At 43.3% G+C, this 18276-nt stretch carries 20 protein-coding genes; 4 read left to right on the top strand and 16 right to left on the bottom strand.

Annotated features, from left to right (window positions below):
- Positions 1-11 precede the first annotated feature (11 nt).
- The 8 genes from srtB to V6Z54_RS08400 form a co-directional block, all read right to left on the bottom strand.
- Positions 12-761 carry a class B sortase gene (gene srtB / locus V6Z54_RS08435; protein ID WP_073978803.1) on the bottom strand — a complete coding sequence of 250 codons (750 nt, stop codon included), beginning with the start codon at positions 759-761 and terminating at the stop codon, positions 12-14.
- Positions 762-787: 26 nt separating this feature from the next.
- Positions 788-1558: an ABC transporter ATP-binding protein gene (locus V6Z54_RS08430; protein ID WP_041087616.1), complete on the bottom strand. Its 771-nt coding sequence runs from the start codon at positions 1556-1558 to the stop codon at positions 788-790.
- The gene (locus V6Z54_RS08425) at positions 1545-2531 is read right to left on the bottom strand and encodes an iron ABC transporter permease (protein ID WP_041087613.1); all 987 of its coding nucleotides are present in this window, start codon (positions 2529-2531) and stop codon (positions 1545-1547) included. The genes V6Z54_RS08430 and V6Z54_RS08425 overlap by 14 nt, the downstream gene beginning before the upstream one ends.
- A 34-nt stretch (positions 2532-2565) precedes the next feature.
- Entirely contained in the window at positions 2566-3453 is an 888-nt protein-coding gene (isdE, locus tag V6Z54_RS08420) for a heme ABC transporter substrate-binding protein IsdE (protein ID WP_041087611.1), read from the bottom strand.
- Positions 3454-3529: 76 nt separating this feature from the next.
- Positions 3530-5341: an NEAT domain-containing protein gene (locus V6Z54_RS08415; RefSeq protein ID WP_073978802.1), complete on the bottom strand. Its 1812-nt coding sequence runs from the start codon at positions 5339-5341 to the stop codon at positions 3530-3532.
- Between the two features lie 19 nt (positions 5342-5360).
- Positions 5361-6017, bottom strand: a complete 657-nt coding sequence (gene isdC, locus V6Z54_RS08410) for a heme uptake protein IsdC (RefSeq protein ID WP_305960555.1) — start codon at positions 6015-6017, stop codon at positions 5361-5363.
- A gap of 20 nt (positions 6018-6037) precedes the next feature.
- A complete protein-coding gene (locus tag V6Z54_RS08405; protein WP_212043628.1) occupies positions 6038-6496 on the bottom strand; it encodes an NEAT domain-containing protein in 459 nt (152 codons plus the stop codon).
- Between the two features lie 370 nt (positions 6497-6866).
- A complete protein-coding gene (locus tag V6Z54_RS08400; protein WP_073978800.1) occupies positions 6867-7199 on the bottom strand; it encodes a helix-turn-helix domain-containing protein in 333 nt (110 codons plus the stop codon).
- Positions 7200-7376: 177 nt separating this feature from the next.
- Between V6Z54_RS08400 and V6Z54_RS08395 the strand changes: the two genes are divergently transcribed.
- The 3 genes from V6Z54_RS08395 to ribD are packed head-to-tail and all read left to right on the top strand — an operon-like array spanning position 7377 to position 10087.
- The gene (locus V6Z54_RS08395) at positions 7377-8231 is read left to right on the top strand and encodes a VOC family protein (protein ID WP_041087600.1); all 855 of its coding nucleotides are present in this window, start codon (positions 7377-7379) and stop codon (positions 8229-8231) included.
- A 16-nt stretch (positions 8232-8247) separates the two neighbouring features.
- Positions 8248-9009 carry a GTP cyclohydrolase II gene (locus V6Z54_RS08390; RefSeq protein WP_024427515.1) on the top strand — a complete coding sequence of 254 codons (762 nt, stop codon included), beginning with the start codon at positions 8248-8250 and terminating at the stop codon, positions 9007-9009.
- On the top strand, positions 8996-10087 hold the full coding sequence (gene ribD / locus V6Z54_RS08385) for a bifunctional diaminohydroxyphosphoribosylaminopyrimidine deaminase/5-amino-6-(5-phosphoribosylamino)uracil reductase RibD (RefSeq protein WP_041087597.1): 1092 nt from the start codon (positions 8996-8998) through the stop codon (positions 10085-10087). Before V6Z54_RS08390 ends, ribD begins: the two co-directional genes overlap by 14 nt.
- Before the next feature lie 44 nt (positions 10088-10131).
- Here ribD and V6Z54_RS08380 read toward each other — a convergent pair whose 3' ends face one another.
- From V6Z54_RS08380 to V6Z54_RS08350, 7 genes are all read right to left on the bottom strand, one after another.
- Positions 10132-10500 carry a VOC family protein gene (locus V6Z54_RS08380; protein ID WP_338527918.1) on the bottom strand — a complete coding sequence of 123 codons (369 nt, stop codon included), beginning with the start codon at positions 10498-10500 and terminating at the stop codon, positions 10132-10134.
- 290 nt (positions 10501-10790) lie between these two features.
- A complete protein-coding gene (locus V6Z54_RS08375; RefSeq protein ID WP_041087593.1) occupies positions 10791-11639 on the bottom strand; it encodes a polysaccharide deacetylase family protein in 849 nt (282 codons plus the stop codon).
- Positions 11640-11704: 65 nt separating this feature from the next.
- On the bottom strand, positions 11705-12034 hold the full coding sequence (locus V6Z54_RS08370; RefSeq protein ID WP_024423898.1) for a PTS lactose/cellobiose transporter subunit IIA: 330 nt from the start codon (positions 12032-12034) through the stop codon (positions 11705-11707).
- 19 nt (positions 12035-12053) lie between these two features.
- Complete coding sequence (locus V6Z54_RS08365) at positions 12054-12377, bottom strand: PTS sugar transporter subunit IIB (protein ID WP_073978798.1); 324 nt, start codon at positions 12375-12377, stop codon at positions 12054-12056.
- Positions 12378-12389: 12 nt separating this feature from the next.
- A complete protein-coding gene (locus V6Z54_RS08360; protein ID WP_338527917.1) occupies positions 12390-13823 on the bottom strand; it encodes a glycoside hydrolase family 1 protein in 1434 nt (477 codons plus the stop codon).
- 31 nt (positions 13824-13854) lie between these two features.
- Positions 13855-15165 (bottom strand): PTS transporter subunit EIIC, encoded by a 1311-nt coding sequence (locus V6Z54_RS08355; protein WP_041087586.1) that lies wholly within the window; start codon positions 15163-15165, stop codon positions 13855-13857.
- 89 nt (positions 15166-15254) lie between these two features.
- A complete protein-coding gene (locus V6Z54_RS08350; protein WP_338527916.1) occupies positions 15255-17213 on the bottom strand; it encodes a BglG family transcription antiterminator in 1959 nt (652 codons plus the stop codon).
- A gap of 136 nt (positions 17214-17349) precedes the next feature.
- On the opposite strand from V6Z54_RS08350, the gene V6Z54_RS08345 reads away from it, so the two are divergent.
- On the top strand, positions 17350-17565 hold the full coding sequence (locus tag V6Z54_RS08345; RefSeq protein WP_231120168.1) for a hypothetical protein: 216 nt from the start codon (positions 17350-17352) through the stop codon (positions 17563-17565).
- A 48-nt stretch (positions 17566-17613) separates the two neighbouring features.
- On the opposite strand, the gene V6Z54_RS08340 is transcribed toward V6Z54_RS08345, so the two are convergent.
- A complete protein-coding gene (locus tag V6Z54_RS08340; RefSeq protein WP_041087582.1) occupies positions 17614-18039 on the bottom strand; it encodes a DUF5082 family protein in 426 nt (141 codons plus the stop codon).
- Positions 18040-18276: the final 237 nt, after the last annotated feature.

Genomic DNA, 18276 nt, shown 5'->3' with positions numbered 1-18276 from the left:
TCTCTCCTTTTCTAGTAAACTTTCTTTAGCTTTGCCTGTACCACGAGACGCCCGTTTTTAGGTGCAAGCACATGATCACAGGTCGATAAGGTGAGGATGAGGTCATCTGTGGACACGTCTGTCTTCGTTTGATAGATTGATTTCTTCCGCACGGCTTGCAAGTAATGGGCATATTCGCCAAGATCCTGAAAATCGGTTTGAATATAATCGAAGTCAACCGTCGTTTCATACACGGCAAAAATCTCCGCTTCATAGCTTTGATACAGCGTATCGTACTGAAATGTCCGGTGCCCATGGAAGAAATCTTTTTTCAAATAGTTTGTGAGTCCAGCGAACATGGATCCATCCCTCATCCGATGGCCGTACACCACTGTATTTGGGCTTTCATGCAGGACATCATTACGATAGTCCATAAAGATACTGCCTGCCCGGGTGTCGTTTTTTAAATAATTACGAGTTAAGTAGAACGCATTATCGCGAGATTGAACGATCGGGTACTGAATCATCGTATCCTCCATATTGATCCAGCCGACAATGTCCTCATTCACCTTCCGCAGCTCATCAAATGACGAACGGATCTTTCCCGTCTCCCGTTTTTCATTCATTTCTTCATGTCCATACATCGTCTGGGCCTTTGCAAGCACCTGGCGATTTTGATAATAACCGAAAAGTTCGAAGCCGATGGCTGTACCGCTATAAATCAATACTCCTAAACAAACGATCGTCAGCATCCGCTGCCAAAGCCGTTTTCCTCGTTTCACACTGTCTCACCTGCTTTTTGCCCAGCTTATATACCAACAGGCACGATGTACATCCCTGTTTCTGCATCCTGTCTAATCGTCACGGACACATCATAAATGTGCCGTACGTTTTCCTCTGTTAACACATCGTTTGGCTGTCCTTCACTGATAATCTGTCCATCCTTCATCGCTATGATGATATCGCTGTAGCGGACAGCCTGATTCATATCGTGGAGCACCATGACAATGGTTAATCCGTGCATGGCATTCAGCTCACGAATCAGCTCAAGAATGTCAAATTGATAGTAGATATCCAAATAAGTTGTCGGTTCATCTAAGAAAAGGATCGGTGTTTTTTGCGCAAGTGCCATCGCAATCCATACACGCTGCCGCTCTCCACCTGACAGTGAGGCGAGCGGCACCTTTCGTTTGTCCGTTAGCTTTGTACTGGACAGCGCCCACTCTATCGCTCTCTCATCCTCTTCCTTGTCTCCTCCGCGCATTGTCTGGTACGGCGTTCTGCCGAATGCCACGACCCGTTCGATCGTTAAATCAAGCGGTGCTTCATTTTGCTGATGGACGACAGCTAACTTTTTTGCCAGCTCCTTTGGCTTGAACGCATTCAGCGCTTGCCCATCTAAGTGAATCTGCCCTTTATTTGGACAATGATTATTTGCCATTAAGGAGAGCAGTGTGGATTTTCCCGAGCCATTTGGACCGATAATGGTTGTGATTTTCCCCTTTTCAATCTGTGTTGTGACCGATTGAACGATGTCCTTCTGCTGGTCATATGAGAATGACACCTCACGAATGTCCATGGAGACGGTCCCCCCTTTTTAATAAAAAGATCAGAAACGGCCCGCCAATCACGGCCATAATCGTAGAAGCAGGAATCTCATTTGGCGCCACAAGCGTCCTGCCAAGCGTATCAGCCGTCAAAATAAGCAAAGCCCCGCTTAACGCAGAAAATGGAATCAGTACCCGGTGATCCGAGCCAACAAGCCTTCTTGAAATGTGCGGAATGAGCAAGCCGACAAAGGCTATCACGCCCGCTACTGCAGCTGTCACCGCCGCAAGTAAAACGGCTGTGATGGAAATCAAAAGGCGCATTCTGGTCACACGCAATCCTAAGTTTTTCGCTGTCTTGTCTTGAAGAGCCAGGAGGTTGCACCATTTGCTGAAGAAGAGTGCAACGACAAGACCGACGACACCATAGACACCGATTAAACGGACATCTCCCCACGTTTTCATCGTGAGATTCGACTGTCCTGACTGATTAATTGTGATATTGAAATAGCTGCAAATGGTCACAAATGCTTCAGCCATTCCAGTAAACATGGCATTGATGGCGATCCCAACTAAGATCATGCGGATCGGGCTTAAACCACCCTTCCAAGATAGAACGTAAACGAGGAAACACGCAATCGCCCCGCCTAATACCGAAAATAAAGGTGAGTAGAAATAAAATTGAGGAAGCGCTGTAATCGCCATTAATGAAAAGAAGCTGGCTCCTGATGAAATCCCAATGACGCCGGCATCAGCTAACGGATTCCTCATGACCGACTGAAGCAGTACACCGGAGACAGATAAGGCGGCCCCTGTAAACATCGCGATGAGCACGCGGGGGATTCTCAAATCTTTAATGATTTCTACCTGTGCATGTTGACCGGTGATGAGCCCTTCTAATAATTCAATTGGGGTCACATGAATGCTCCCAGTAATGGCTGAATAAATAAACACGCAGACCAGTAAGAGACTGACTATCAGAAATAAAAATCCTGTTTTTTTCATCTTGAACGTCCTTTTATCATTAAGATTCGCAAACTTATGACGGATACAACATACGAGTCAATTCATCTAATGCCTCTGCTGCCTTTAAATTGCCTGTTGTCCCGAATAAGCTTTCTTCGAGGTCATACACCCGGTTTTGTTTGACCGCATTAAAATGTTTCCAGATGTCATTTGTTTTAAATTCTTGATCAAACATTTTGACGACTTCATCCGGCATCCCATGTGCGGCTCGGAGAATGATATCTGGATTGGCTTTTTGTAAATACTCCGTATTGGATTCCAAATACTCCATTTTCTCGCCTTCCACAATGTTCTTTCCTCCTGCGATACGTACAAGATCACCAATATATGAATTTTCTGTCGCCACCAAATAACTTCCTGGCACACCAAGCAAAATCAGAACGGACGGCTTGCGTTTTCCTTTTGCCTTCTCTTGTATGTCTTTCTTTTTTTGCTCAAACGCAGACACAATGCGCTCAGCCTGCTTCTTCCTGTCATACTGATCCCCAAGCTTCGTGATGACCTTCTCCATGTTGGCCATACTCTCGAGATTTAAGTATGTGGCAGGGACACCTGCTTGCTGAAAGGGTTTCTCTAAATCATATTGAAGGGTTGTGACAGACAGGACATCTGTCGGTTGAAGTGATTGGATGATTTCCATGTCCGGGCTCATGGGATTGCCGACTTCTGGCAGTCCTTTGTAACGAGTGGGCAAGGATTTTTGACTTGTTGGCACCCCGACAAGATCCACCTCTAAAGCATCCATGATCTCCGCAGCAGCTACAGTCGTTGCTACAATACGCTCACTTGATTCAGCGCTTTTTTTGCCTTTTGCTGAGCTTTCAGCTGACTGTGAGCAGCCCGATAAGATCATGCACACACTGAAGGCAGCGATCAAGGTACTTAACATTCGATGCTTCAAAAACAGAAGCCTCCTTTCGAAAAAAGAGAGTGGATGCGCCGAGGAAAAAGGCGCATCTCACTTAAAATAAAACGAACTATCTTGTCCGTGTTTGATATTTTCTGACGAGTACGAATAACGAACCGCCGAATAAAAGAATATACACCCAAAGAAGAGAGGTATCTCCCGTTTTCGGATTCAGCTGTCCAGACTCAGATTTGGTTTGGTCATCTGATGGCGTAAATGTCATCTGCTCCGCACCCGTTTCCTCTGGTGCTACATTCTCAAGTTGAGGTGTTTGAGAATCGTGATCATTTGGATTTTTGACAAAGCTGATACTCTCATCGTCTCCAATGACCGTTGAAATGCCGCTTCCCTCACCGAGAGCGATTCCTTTTGTGTCATAGACAAGTTTGACATCGTACTGCTCATGATAGTTCGCAGCTGGAATATCAATTTTTACGCGTGCAGCCTGAGCACTGCTTAAACTTTTTGCTTCATATTGAATGACACGTGTATCTGCTTTTTGATCTGTTTTCGCGACAAGTGTCTCTTCAAATTTTCCGCCTGTTCCTACTTGGAATGACGTGATGGCTGAGCTGTTTTTCACTTTATATGAAACGAAATGGCGGCCATTTTTCACAACCAGTGTCGCAGGGCTCACGACGTAATCGTTCATGCGGGAAAGCTCATCCTTGTCTGCTTTCTTCATTGAGAAAGGAAGCTTGTATACACCATCTTTTAGCTGAGTAGTCTCTTGATCAGCTCCGCTGTTATTTGTTTCTGGTGATGGTGTATTTGGTTTTGGCGTTTCTGATGCAGCTGGTGGTTCTTCCTCTACCACCTGTCCGTCCTTCACTGGAGCGATACTCTTTGAGTCAAATTGAAAACGAATATCGTAGGTTTGGTCATAATTAGCGGCAGCTACTACAATGTGTACTTTTCCTTTCACCGCTTTTTTCAAATCAGCAGCATCGAATGAAACCACTCTTGTATTCTTCGCTTCATCTGTGCTCACTGTCTTTGCTTCTTGATAAGAACCGTTTTTCTCTGTTTTCAAAGAAGCGACAGACTTATGATCCTTCACTGTAAAAGAAATGGTCTGCTTTCCATTTTTGACGGTTAAGGATGCGGGATGTGAGAAGTATTGATTCATTCGAGATGCTTCATCCGTATCCCCTTTTAGCACACTGTAATTGATACGATATACGCCATCTTTTAATTGATTTTGCGCAGAATCATCTGGCTTTGTGCCATTGTTATTGCCTGGTGTTGTCGGTTGATCGTCTGGTTTTGTGCCATTTTGGTCATCCGGTTTAGTTTCATTGTCATCTGGCTTTGTACCGTTTTGGTCATCCGGTTTAGTTTCATTGTCGTCTGGCTTTGTACCGTTTTGATCATCTGGTTTTGTTTCGTTATCGTCTGGTTTTGCAGGCGTAACGAGTGTTAAGCTGCTTTGATCGAATGCAAGCTGTACGTCATATGCTTCGTCATAAATAAAGCCGCCTAAATCCCAGTAAATTTTCACCCAGCCGTTTAATTTCGCTGATAAGTCGGCGACATCAAATTTGATCACACGTGTATTGGCTGTTTCGTCCTCACTGACCGTTTCAGTGGTAACGAGAGCACCATTTTGTTCAACCTTGAAATCTGTTATTTCTTTGCTTTGCTTCAGTGTGACATAGGCTGTTTTCTTGCCATTTTCCACAATCAGCTTAGCTGGCTTTTCTGTATAGGTATCCATCATGGACGCTTCTGTGCTGCCATTTTTTAAAATGGTGAACCCGACTGTGTATTCACCATCAACGAATGAAGCCGCTTGAGCTGTTCCTTGAGGAATCTGAAACGCAGTCAACAAACTGAATAAAACAAGCAGAATGGCTGCCTTTAGATGAAAAAGACGTTTCAAATGGTGACACTTCCTTCCGTTAATGCTTGATGATCCACTTTCTTGCTAAAAACCCGCCAGAACATAAGACAAGCACAAGGAGCCACCCTATTTGGCTTGTATCACCAGTTTGAGGGTTCTCTTCTTGTTGTTTCGTTGTGGATGTATCAGCTTTGTTTGTTGATTCTTTTGATGGCTGCTGACTTTCTTGTGCACCCGTTGATTTATTTGCACTGTTAGACGATAGCGATTTCATACTGCTTTCATCAAATTTCAGCTGAATGGTGTAATCATGATCATAATCAGCAGATTTTACAGTGACGTGAATTTTTGACTTGATCGGTTTAGACAGGCTCTGAGCTTGGAACTGAACGAGTCTTGTATTCGCTTTTTTATTCGTTGAGAGAACAGTTGTGTCGACATAGCCGCCATTTCCAGGCACTTTAAATTCCGTTACCCAGCTGCTATTTTTAATCGTCATTTGTACTGTCAGGTTTCCATTTTTCGCTATCACTTTTGCTGGCTTCAACCAGTAATCATTTGCCATTGAGACCGCATTTCCTTCAGCTTTTAGCACTGTATAATTGACGGAGTATGTACCATCCTTTAATGCGGCAGCCTGTGCGTTTGAAAAAGGCAGCATAAGTGCCAGTAAAAAAGCGGCCATGAAGGCTGGCAGCCTCATCCATTTTTTCATCAAGCGAATTTCCTCCCTTTCTATTGAACAGATGCCGCATCAAACTTGAGGCGAATGTCATAATTACCTGTATATCCGATGACCGGTACAGTCACACTCACTTTTGCTGGTACAACCTCAGTCAGGCTGTTCACATTGAATTCTACGGTTCTCTTATTTGCAGCTGTATTTGTACTGATCACCTTCGCATCTTTGTAGACACCTTGATCGAGCGTTTTAAAGCTTGTGATCCAAGAGCTATTCGTTAACGTGACTTGTGCTTTGATTTTTCCATCCTTTACGACAAGCTTGGCTGGTTTTTCAAAATACGTATTCGCTGTTGAAGTCGAATCGCTATCAGCCTTCCATACCACATATTGCGCTGAATATTGACCATCTGCTAAGCCAGCTGCTGAGGCCGAGCTAACAGGAGCTAGAGCAAATAGTAGAACAAAACTAAGGAATAATAATACGGGTGATGTTGAACGAATGACTTTCATGTGAACCCTCCTAAATGATATTGATAATTATTCTCAATAGACAATAAAAAAAATAACCTTCACAAGTGCTGGAACACACTTATAGATGATTATGATAATCATTATCAATTGAGTTAAAAAAATAAATCTTTGCTTCCTAAAAGTCAAAGATGTCTGCTTCTAAATGATGGATTGATACGAGTTTTAGGCTATCTGTCCCATTTATAATACCATGGCATAACCTCCATTCCATTACAGGGAAAAGAACCCTCTTCTCCTTGATATTATATAATGCATGAAATGATTGTCAACATCATTTTTCATACTATTGTCTTAGTTTTCTGGAAAATCACACAAAAAAATTTCGATCAGACACACTGATCGAAATGGATTAAGATGAAACATGTTCCTCTATTTTGCTATTTTTACGATCTAAAGACCAAGCATACATTTCACGAATAATCGGTTCAATTTTCTTCCCTTGAACTGTTAATTCGTATTCAATCCGCACTGGAATATCGGGGTATACTTTTTTCTCAACAAGTCCCTCAGCTTCTAAATCCTTCAGCCTTTCTGATAGTAATCTTCCGCTGATGTTCATTTCATTTTCAAGCTGACAAAAACGCTTAGGTCCGGTCAGAAGCTGATTGATGATGAGAATGACCCACTTCTTGCCTAGAATCTCCATGGCATCTGTAATTGGACAGCCATCTACTTGAGCCATATCTTACTCCCTTCTGCTTTTTTCTCTTTTTTTTATTATAACACAATTAATTACTTGAAATAAGTCACTAACTATTATATAGTTTAGTTACTAAAAGTAACAAGGTATTCATTTTTTATATATTTTCAAAAACATTTGAACATGCCGATGCATATATCATGAAGGAGATGACCGAGCTTGAAGACAATTGAGCAGCTAAGGCTGGGTGTAACAGAATTACATGTGTCCAGCTTTGATCGTTCTTTACCTTTTTATACAGACATTTTAGGATTTTCTATATTAGAAAAGACAGATTCCACGGTAACACTTGGCAGCAATGCAAAGGAACCGATTCTTTTGTTAAAAGAAGATGCACAACTCAAAGAAAAGCCTGATCATGAGCCAGGACTTTATCATTTTGCTGTTTTATTACCTACCAGAAAAAACCTGGGCACATGGCTGGCACATGTAATCAAAAAAGGCTATCCTTTAATTGGAGCAAGCGATCACTTTTTCAGTGAAGCCATTTATTTAAGTGATCCTGACGGCATTGGCGTAGAAATTTATGCTGACCGTCCTCAGGACATTTGGGTCGGTGAGCATGGAGAACTGAAAGGTGGCGGAAATGCACCGCTTGATGGAGATGGACTCCTGCAAGAAGCTGCTGATACCACATGGGAAGGACTCCCTGCCGGTACAGTGATGGGACACTTGCATTTCCATCTCAACCCAGAAGAAGCGGATTCCTTTTATGTCAATACGCTCGGTTTTCATATCCGAATGGCTCCACCAGCAAGCGTATTTATCGCCGCTGGTTTGTACCACCACCACCTTGCCTTTAATGCATGGGGACGCGGACGAAAAGGAGCCATTGATCCACGTTTTTCAGGAATTAGAAGCTATACACTGGTTTTCCCAGAAGAAGCAGACAGACAATCCGTCGTCGAACGTCTGACAAAAGCAGGCACTCAAGTCAACACGACAGGAAAAAGCAGCGAATTTGTTGATCCATTTGGCGTTCTCGTTCGTTTACAGATTGAAGAAACAGACTAAAAAGAAGGTGCAGAATATGGACAAACACACAGAGCTTAAAACAGCCATATTAAAAGATAAAATCAAACGAGTACAGCAAGAAGACGGGTATATCTATATCACTGGACCCATTAAACTGCCAGTGAATTTAGACGGCAGAACCGTGATGTTTAACTGGTATTCATGGTTAAAAGACGATGGAAAAGAGCCACTGTCAGATGAAGCTTTAATTGAAAGCCTTTCGTCCCGCCAGCTGGCTGATCATCAGCAGTCAAGCGTTCTTGTGTATGGGGATTTCGAGCACGCTGACGAAGCTCTTATCCGTATGCATTCCATTTGCCACACTGGCGATATTTTCGGAAGCAAGCGCTGCGACTGTGGATTCCAATTGAAGCAGTCTATGCGAATGATTGAGGACAATGGAGCAGGAGCCCTGTTTTACTTAGCCAATCATGAAGGCCGCGGCATTGGTCTTTTCAGTAAAGCCATGGCTTATATTCTTCAAGAAAACGGCTATGATACAGTAGAAGCGAATGAAGCACTTGGTTTTGAAGATGACACACGTCAATACGAAGAAGCCATTGCCGTTCTTCAAACACTTCGTACAAAGCCGGTCAGACTCATTACCAATAACCCGAAAAAGACAGATGCGATCAGCCATGCAGGTTTATCTCTTTCTGGACGCATTCCGCTTTGGGGAGATGTCTCTGAATTTAACGAGAAATACTTGCAGACAAAAATCAACCGCTCAGGTCACATGAAGGCGGAGCAAGAGGTGCGTACAATTGCCACATCATGAGCGATATATGAAGCTAGCCCTTGATAATGCACGGGCAATGAAAGGTCAGACATCTCCGAATCCGCTCGTCGGGGCTGTGATTGTGCGAGAGAATGAAATTGTTGGAGTCGGTGCTCATATGAAAGCCGGTGAACCGCATGCTGAAATTCATGCACTCAACATGGCTGGAGACAAGGCAAAAGGAGCTACGATTTATGTGACCCTTGAGCCTTGTTCCCACCATGGGCGCACAGGCCCTTGTGCCGAAGCACTTGTGAAAGCCGGCGTCGAAACCGTTGTCGTCGCGGCTCTTGATCCGAATCCACTTGTCGCTGGCCGCGGGATTGCCATTTTACAAGACGCGGGCATCCAAGTTATCACGGGCGTACTTGAACAAGAATCCATACTGATGAATGAAGTATTTAATCACTTTATTACGAAAAAAACACCTTTCGTGACGCTCAAAGCGGGCATTACCTTAGATGGGAAAATCGCCTCTGCCACGTCTGACAGCAAGTGGATTACATCTGAGACATCCCGTTATGATGCTCACCATATCCGCAGTATCAATGATGCGATTTTGGTCGGTGCTCAAACCGTCATTCACGATGATCCTTCATTAACTGCGCGGATTCCAAATGGAAACAATCCGATTCGAATTGTCTTAGATTCAAAGCTCTCAACACCACTAACAGCAAAGATTGTCACTGATCAGATGGCACCTACATGGATCTTTACAACAAAGCAAGCCGATGAGGAAAAACGAGCGGCTTTAGAAGAAGCTGGCGTCCGTGTCTTTATGACAGACAGCGACACGCGGGTTCCCCTGCAGGAAGTGCTTCAAGTGCTGGGAGAAAAAAATATCTCCTCTCTCATGATTGAAGGCGGCGGCCAGATTAACGCCTCATTCTTAGAACAGCAGCTTGTAGATAAATTGGTCATCTATATGGCGCCTAAGCTCATTGGCGGACGACTCTCCCCTTCCTTTTTCGGGGGCGAGGGCATACGACTCATGAGTGATGCCATTGAACTGGATCAACTCGCCGTGGAACCACTCGGGAAAGATATCAAAATGACGGGCTATCCCGTTTATCAATAACAAATAGGCTGTCGAGATTTCCTCGACAGCCTTATTTTTGTCTTCTAGTCTCTTCTCTCTAAAAACTCAATTCGATTCCCGAATGGATCTTCTACATAAAACCGATTGGCTCCCTCCAATGGCTCATCTTCTTTTATACTAATCTGATGCTTCAATAATACCTCTTTTAATTCCGATAGGCTCTTTACAAGAAAAGCTGGATGAGCTTTCTTTGCAGCTTGAAAATGTTCCTGAATGCCAATGTGAAGCTGATGATGACCGCATTGGAACCAGACTCCTCCACGTTTAGCTAAATTACTAGGCTTAAGTATTTCTTTCATCCCTAAAATTTCGCCAAAAAACAAACGAGCTTCCTCTTCGCCGCCTTTTGGGGCAGCTAGTTGAACATGGTCGATTCCAAAAAAGTTTGACATATTTCCCTCTCCCTTTCTGTTCTCAATTGGTTTTTCAATGTAGTTTTTATGATGCTGAACAAATTTGATTGTTACTTCATTGGTGGGTTTGATACTTGGTGACTTTCTTTGAGGTGTTTCATACGATGTATGGTTTGAATGACAATGCGGTATTTTTTCAAAAACAGAACTCCCATGGTATGAAAGTTCTGTCCATCTAATTGTCTCTTGTCATGACATTTGAAACCAAGATATATCATGATTCATTTTGATGAAACTTGTCGTAAAATGTTTCATGTGAAACATTGACGTTACTTCCCTTCGACCAGCCTGCCAAAGCTTTCTGGTGAAAGCCCCGGTGAAATGCGGACGCGGTGCAAGGACATCATGCCTTGTTCCTTCTTTGCATGTCCTGGTTCAGTGGTGACAGCCATTTGGTATCCGGCTTCCTTCGCCAACTTCAACGTCTCTTCATTATAGCGCCCGACAGGATAGCTGACCATTCTCGTACGCTGAGAAAATCGCTGATCGAAGAATGTCTTTGATCCTTTTAACTCCTCTTCCTGCTGCTGCTTTGATAAACGATTGAGCTCTAAATGATGAATCGTATGACTCTCAATCGAGATCCCATGTGCCATCATCTCATCCATTTGCTCATCCGATAAGTGATTTGGACGGCCAATGGATTGCTCAATCATGAAAATCGTTGCTTTCATTCCATACTGTTTTAAAATCGGAAATGCCTTTGTATAGTTATCCGTATATCCATCATCAAATGTAATGAGGACACTCTTCTTACTTGGCATCGAATTTGTTATGAAAACGCGGTACGCCTCTTCTGGCGACAGTGTGACATAATCGTTGTCCTTCAACCATTTCATATGAGCTGCAAATTCGCTCTTTGGCACACGTAACGAGTTACCGCTTGAGATACTGTGATACATCAAAATTGGAAGCTCGACCGGCTCCTTTTGCTTCATCCAATTTTGTGTCTCTATCACTGCCGTTTCTTTTTTCTGCTGCATATCTTTTGTTTGTAATGGACCCTTTTCCTCTTTGACAACTTGCTGGCTTCCTTCTGCCTGCTCCTTCATTCCCATACAGCCCGAAATGAGCAGCAGCATAAGACCAACCGTCATCAGCATACATGTTTTCTTCATTCACCAATCCTGCTTTCTCTTTATCTACCGAATGATTATAACAGAAATTGGTTATTCATTGACATCTATTTTGACAGGGTATTCATTTTTTTACACATTTCGATCATTTCGATGGCGAGCAGATGAATGGTCTCTGTTGTGAGCATTTGATCTTCTGCGTGTATCAGCAGTAAAGAAAACGGAAGCTGTTCACCTGCCGCTTCTTTTTGAATCAGCGACAAGTGCAGGTTGTGGATGCTTCGAAACGCTTCCTCCCCTTTTTCGATCAACTGCTGCGCTTTTTCAAAATCATCAGCTCTTGCTAGACGAATCGCTTCTACATAATGACTTCTTGCCTCGCCTGCATGGGCAATGATTTGAAAGGCTGCTCCCTGCATTTCCTCTAATACCGTCATCTGCTTCTCCTCCAATTACTTAAGATTCATTTGCTAGTTTCAGTGCATGCTCTAGAATTTTTTCTCCGTTTGCTGTTCCGTATAATCTCACATTGACGACATCGACAGGGATTTGATAAGGTGCCGCTGTTTTTTCTGCTGCTTTTTTCATAAAACTTACTTGCGGTCCAAGTAAAATCGCCTTTACATCCTCTCCATGCTCTTCTAGTTCATCCACAATGGCTCCTTCAGGTATAGCATAAATATAGTAATCCAGCCCTTTAGCTTCTGCGGCGGCCTTCATTTTCGACACCACAATGGACGTCGACATTCCTGCTGCACAAGCGAGAATGATTCGTTTCAAATCCCATCACTCCTATTGATAAATGACTTCTGTTTCAACTGTCAGTTCCCTCGTTTTGATTAATGTTTGGTACCAATACGCAGATGCTTTCAGCTGTCGATTTCGTTCATTTTCCAGCTGGATTTCGACTAAGCCGTAGCGGTTTTTAAAGGCATTCATCGGTGAGACATTGTCTGTAAATGCCCAAAGCATATAGCCCGTGCAATTTGATCCTTCTGCTTTCGCTTGAAGTGCCCGCTTCAAATGCTGGCTGATAAATGAAATGCGATACTGGTCATCAATGATTCCATCTTCTTTTTTAAACCGTTCTTCCTTTTCTACACCCATGCCATTTTCGGCCACAAACCACTCAATATTTCCGTATTCCTCTTTTATCCTCATCCCCATATCGTAGACAATCTTCGGGTAGATTTCCCATCCTCTAAAAGGATTCATTTTTCTCCCTGGAAGCTCAAACATATCGTAATAATAGGATGGGTGAAAAGGCGTCCCTTCGTTCCAAGCCTTACTCGGCGCCTTGACACGATGCGGATAGTACAAGTTAAGTCCGACGACATCTACCGTATGATTCTTGATGATTTGAAGCTCTTCCTCTGTGGAATCGAAAAGAATATCATGCTTTTTCAACACATCGATCAGTTCCTCTGGATACTCCCCTTTGATGGAAGGATCTAAGAACACTCGATTAAAAAACAAATCATACATACGTGCCGCTTCTTGGTCATGCGGAGCAGACGATCTTGCATACGTCACTTCTGGATTGAGAATCACCCCGATTTTGGCTCCTGTCGATTCCTTCAAATCCATCTCCTGAAACAGCTTCACCACTTTTGCTGTTGCCAGTGCTTTATGATAGTTCCACTGCATCCATTTCTTCGTATTTTGCTCATACGGATAACGGATGGCATCTAGATAAACACGTGTCTGGACAACAATCGGTTCATTAAAACTAAACCAATGCTTGACCCGGTCTCCGTAGCGCTCAAACACTTTTTCTGCATAGAGAACAAACAGGTCGACGACATGCTTTGATGACCATCCGCCGTACTTCTCAAGCAAAACGGCAGGAAGCTCATAATGCTCTAAGCAAAACATCGGTTCTACACCTGCTGCGATTAATTCATTGATCAGATCATCAATGTAACGAGCATAGGCCTCATCCACTATCCCATTCTCGTAATCTATGAGAAACCTCGACCAATTGATCGATGTCCTGTAATGTGTCAGCCCAATCTCTTTCATTAAGGCTACATCCTCAGGATAGCGCTCGTAAAAGTTCGTTGCACCAGCCGGCCCATAGCCTTCGTGCCACACATGATACCCTTCCTTATACCATAAATCGATGTACGAGTCCTGATGCGCCCGCTTTCCCTTCCAGCCCTCCGTCTGCCATGCAGAAGCCGCAGCACCTAGGATAAAATCTCTTGGAATCTCAATGCTGTTCATGTCTCCGCCTCCCTTTTCTTCGTCTGAATGTTTATTCTGAACCTGGTACCGCTTCTGGCTTACGGTTAGACAAGAGAACAAACGGTAAATAGATGAAAACAGCAACCACAATGCAGATAAGCTGTGTGATGACTGCTCCCATGCTGCCAGCAGTGGACAGCCATGCATTCACAAGCGGCGGTGTCGTCCACGGCACCATCACGACCGCTTTTCCAGCGAATCCTGTAGCCGTCGCAATATAACCAATCGTACCTGTCACAAGCGGTGTGACGATAAATGGGATCGCCATTACAGGGTTTAGCATGACAGGTAATCCAAAAATAACGGGTTCATTGATGTTGAACAGTCCGGGTCCTGATGAGAGCTTGGCAATGCTTCGCATCTCTTCCCTTCTCCCAGCAATAAAAATTGCAATCAAAAGACCAATGGTCACACCTGAACCGCCGATGCTCATATACACATCCCAAAACGGCATCGTGATAATATTCGGGATCTCTTTTCCCTCTTGAAATGCTGTCATATTCACTGCAATCGATCCTAATAAGAGCGGCTCCCGGATCGGCTTAATCATCTGGTTGCCATGGATGCCGATCACCCAGAAAAATTGTGCCACAAACATCAACGTTAAAATCCCAGGCAGCCCCTGTACAACACTTTCTAACGGGCGCTGCACCACGTTATACACTGCTTCATGCAAATAAATGCCTGTCACACGATGAAATGCAAAGCCGAATGAACTAATGATTGTAATCGTAATGATCGATGGGAAAAGTGACGAAAAAGATGTCGCAACATTCGAAGGAACCGAATCCGGCATCTTGATTTGAAGCCATTTCACCTCGGTCAGCTTACAAAAAATCTCCACAGATACGATCGCAATGATCATCCCTAAAAATAAGCTTTTTGGATCGGAAAATTGCCTTGCCAACACGTCTACAACCTCACGCATCGATCCATCGACTTCAAGAAGAAGTGTCGTTGGAATAACAGATATAAATGAAATCAATGCCATCAATCCTGGGAACAGAGACTTGTGCCCGTTAATTTTCCCAAGCTCAATTCCAATAAGGAACACAGCCCCAATGGTTAAAAAGTTCAGCGTGGCATAATTGATTGCCTTCATAATAGGCTGAAGCTCTGCTAAAAACCTGAATATCTCAAAATGAGCAAGCCCTGTTTCTGGGCTCATGATCATATTCGCCACCAATACAGCAAAAGCTCCTGTAATGATGATCGGCATCAGTGTGACAAATGCCTGTTTAATCGCCATAATATATTTCTGGTTGGTGATGCGATAAGCCACATGCCCCATGACATCTGCCGCTTTCTCCTTGAAGCTCATGATCCGTCTCCCCCTTTGCAAAAACTCGTGATCATCCTCCTTTTTGATGTTATTTTAAAAGCGCTTTCATTAACATCTAATCTTTTTCCTCACAGATGCGGAAATGGGTGCCGCGTTTTTTCATTTGGATACTCCAATACTTGAAGCGCAGCTGTCAGTTCTTCAAATGAAGCGGCTTTGATGAGCTGTTCCACCACTTCCTTCCGTTCTGTCAGCCGCACAAGAAATTGATAAAGCGACTGTAATTCTTTTTGATACGTCTTCTGGATGCTTAACAAGCATACGACTTGTACTCGATCTTCTCCCCACAGCACCGGCTTTTTCAACGTACAGATCGCACAAAACGTGTCATCTGTTGCCGGTTTAATTGGATGAGGAATCGCAACCAAATGACCGAAAGATGTGGGTGATACTTGTTCTCTTTCTAGCAATAATTGTTCAAAATCGTCTGAGATTCGATGCTGCTCCTTTAACACGTTCACGAAGAATTGAAGAACCTCTTCCCTTGATTGAAGGTCTTGCTGAAAAAATGTCAGCGCCGGACTCACATACCGTAAAACCCCTGTATCCTGTGAATTTTGCACAAATCGTTTTAGCCGGACAATATCATCGTCACTTAGAATCGTATGTACATCAATTACTGGCACAGGCAATGTATTCTGAAGCGGAATGGTACTAATAATAAAATCAATGCTTCTCAAATCATATGAAGGAAGTTCCCCGACACTTGCAGTTCCAGCGATCTCCAGCCTTCCGCTAAAAGCCGTCGTGAGTTTATGAAGAAGAAGCTGGCTGCTGGCGACACCCGTCGCACACACAATAAGACATGTCTTTCTTACATGCTGTGATTTTGTCCGCTCGATTGCAGCCCCAATATGAAGTGCCAAATATCCGATTTCATCCTCAGGAATCTCAACACCCTCTTTTTCCTTCAGCCATCTGCCCATATAAACACCCGCCTCAAACGCAATGGGATAATGCCTTTTAATGTCTGGTAAATAAGGATTTCGGATGTTCATATCATATCTAAAACGGTGAATGGCAGAACGCAAATGAAGACTTAAACCAACGATCAGCTCCTTATCAAACTGAATATCAAGTGACATGTGCTCCTCTACATAAGCAAGCAATTGGTGAGTGAAACGAAAATGGTCTTCGTCCAGCAGATGAAATAGGGTATGGCCAGCCTCTCCATATGCCATCATCTTTGCTCCCAATAAGTGAATCGCAATGTACGCCATTTCAGATAACGGAAAATCAATCGCTAATACGCGGCGAATATCTTCTGCCATTTGTTGAGCTACCTGAAAAACTGGCTGCCCTTGAATTTCTTTCAATTCCGCTTCTGGTATCTTGACCAGCTTTTTTTCTTCAATTCGTTTGCATGCGATGGCAATGTGGGTCACTAAATTACTTAAACCGATTTCTGATAGATGAAGTCCGGTAGTTTTTGTACGTGAACGCACGATGTCCTGAATCAATTGATACGTTTCTTCAGGTAACAATGCAGCATTCGCATGCTCCTGCTGAAACACATGCTCTGCCATACAATATCTTAATTTCATTTCATCGCCTGTCAGACGAAGGCCATATTTAGGCCGATGCGAGATAGAAAGTCCATGCAATGAAAACAAGTGCCTGACAGCTTTCAAATCATTTTTCACTGTAGATTCACTCACAAATAATTCCTCTGACAATCCCTCTAATTTGATATAGTCTTCTGACAGAAGCAGCCTTTTCAATAGATAAGCCACGCGGTCCTCAGGCTGATTAGGAATGAACTGTTCCTTTTTCTCATTTCTTTCTCTCAGTGATTTTTTCAAAAATGTACGAAATGCCCCGTAATCTTCAACGTTCAATGTATACCCTGCCCCGCGTTTAATATGTAGTGCGGCACCATGTTCTTCTAAGATCATTTTAAGCGCTTTCATATCTGTTCGAATAGTTCGGGATGTGACTCCGATCACACGGGCAAGTTCTTCACTTGTCAGTTCCTGCTCCGCTTGCATCAATCGTTTCAGAAGCTCCTCCTGACGTAGAGATAGCATGGGCTCTCCTCCCTTGGCATTTACTTTTGCCTATCATCATAAACGAAAATAGAACTCTTTGCCCAGTATTTCTTTCAAATCGGGAACCTTGATATGGCTCATTCGTATGAATATGAAACTAGAGGAGGGATGTATTATGGGTACTTTTATGTTTGTTGTCATTATCATATTAGCTTCTTTAGGAGCCATCGGTGCTAACCTGTTCACACCAAAGGATAAACGTGCATCTGCTAAGCGTTCTGCACATCATAGTTCAACGACAAGTACATATACTGATTCGTATACCCATCACGCTTCTGATGCCTCCTGCGGGAGTGATTCAGGTGATAGCGGCGGTGGTGGATGTGACTAAACAAAAAAACAGCCGTCCTTTTATGAGACGGCTGTTTCATTTATGGTTTTAAAGAGCTTTCCAGCCCCGTTCAATCAAATGTTTAACATCCTTTGCAAAATCCTCGCCCTTTTCCATCACGTCCTGAGCTCTTCCTGCAAAATTACTGGCAACAGCCAGCTCCATTTTTTTCAATTCAAAGTGCAAGATTTTTTGGTCAATCTCTGTTATATACTTTTCATATTCATTATTAACGATGTCGTGCATCACGCTGTAAGCGTCTTTCCGGTGGCGATGAAAGTCGGTTCCCCTCTCGCCTTTCCATGACGAATCAAGAGCAGGCTTCTTGATTTCTTTGATATCTGACTGGGCAAGATCTTGTTCTGTTCGAATATTGCTTTTGGCTGTCTTTAACCGAGAGATCATTTCGTCAAATTCTGCACGTTTGTTCTCAATTCCCATATGCAGATGGTGCAGCATCTCGGATAAACTCATGTCATCCACCTCTATCTGACCTCATACGAAAGCACGGCGTGAGCGCCTTTGGAAACCATCGACTCACTTGATTTTTCCAATCCTGACATTTCTATCGTTCTGCTTTCATTAAGTATAGTATAAGGTGAAAAGCCTCAGGCTTAAATAGGGAAAAGGTGTCCTTTTGTCGACGCGTTTGGAAGAAAAACGGAATAATACAAGGTCTTACATCCCGAGTTTTATATGAGTCTTTAATAT

The sequence above is a fragment of the Bacillus sp. MAG717A genome (assembly GCF_036884855.1).
Taxonomy (GTDB): domain Bacteria; phylum Bacillota; class Bacilli; order Bacillales; family Bacillaceae; genus Bacillus; species Bacillus safensis.
This window is presented reverse-complemented; position numbering and strand designations above follow the sequence as displayed.

What these genes read in the sequence shown, in the direction of transcription:
- V6Z54_RS08400 (WP_073978800.1), bottom strand. Translation starts at nt 7,199, where the DNA reads ATGGCTCAAGTAGATGGCTGTCCAATTACAGATGCCATGGAGATTCTA.
- V6Z54_RS08355 (WP_041087586.1), bottom strand. Translation starts at nt 15,165, where the DNA reads ATGAGCTTCAAGGAGAAAGCGGCAGATGTCATGGGGCATGTGGCTTAT.
- V6Z54_RS08350 (WP_338527916.1), bottom strand. Translation starts at nt 17,213, where the DNA reads ATGCTATCTCTACGTCAGGAGGAGCTTCTGAAACGATTGATGCAAGCG.
- V6Z54_RS08405 (WP_212043628.1), bottom strand. Translation starts at nt 6,496, where the DNA reads ATGAAAGTCATTCGTTCAACATCACCCGTATTATTATTCCTTAGTTTT.
- V6Z54_RS08340 (WP_041087582.1), bottom strand. Translation starts at nt 18,039, where the DNA reads ATGAGTTTATCCGAGATGCTGCACCATCTGCATATGGGAATTGAGAAC.
- V6Z54_RS08375 (WP_041087593.1), bottom strand. Translation starts at nt 11,639, where the DNA reads ATGAAGAAAACATGTATGCTGATGACGGTTGGTCTTATGCTGCTGCTC.
- V6Z54_RS08430 (WP_041087616.1), bottom strand. Translation starts at nt 1,558, where the DNA reads ATGGACATTCGTGAGGTGTCATTCTCATATGACCAGCAGAAGGACATC.
- V6Z54_RS08360 (WP_338527917.1), bottom strand. Translation starts at nt 13,823, where the DNA reads ATGAACAGCATTGAGATTCCAAGAGATTTTATCCTAGGTGCTGCGGCT.
- V6Z54_RS08380 (WP_338527918.1), bottom strand. Translation starts at nt 10,500, where the DNA reads ATGTCAAACTTTTTTGGAATCGACCATGTTCAACTAGCTGCCCCAAAA.
- V6Z54_RS08425 (WP_041087613.1), bottom strand. Translation starts at nt 2,531, where the DNA reads ATGAAAAAAACAGGATTTTTATTTCTGATAGTCAGTCTCTTACTGGTC.
- V6Z54_RS08390 (WP_024427515.1), top strand. Translation starts at nt 8,248, where the DNA reads ATGGACAAACACACAGAGCTTAAAACAGCCATATTAAAAGATAAAATC.
- V6Z54_RS08345 (WP_231120168.1), top strand. Translation starts at nt 17,350, where the DNA reads ATGGGTACTTTTATGTTTGTTGTCATTATCATATTAGCTTCTTTAGGA.
- isdC (WP_305960555.1), bottom strand. Translation starts at nt 6,017, where the DNA reads ATGAAAAAATGGATGAGGCTGCCAGCCTTCATGGCCGCTTTTTTACTG.
- V6Z54_RS08370 (WP_024423898.1), bottom strand. Translation starts at nt 12,034, where the DNA reads ATGACGGTATTAGAGGAAATGCAGGGAGCAGCCTTTCAAATCATTGCC.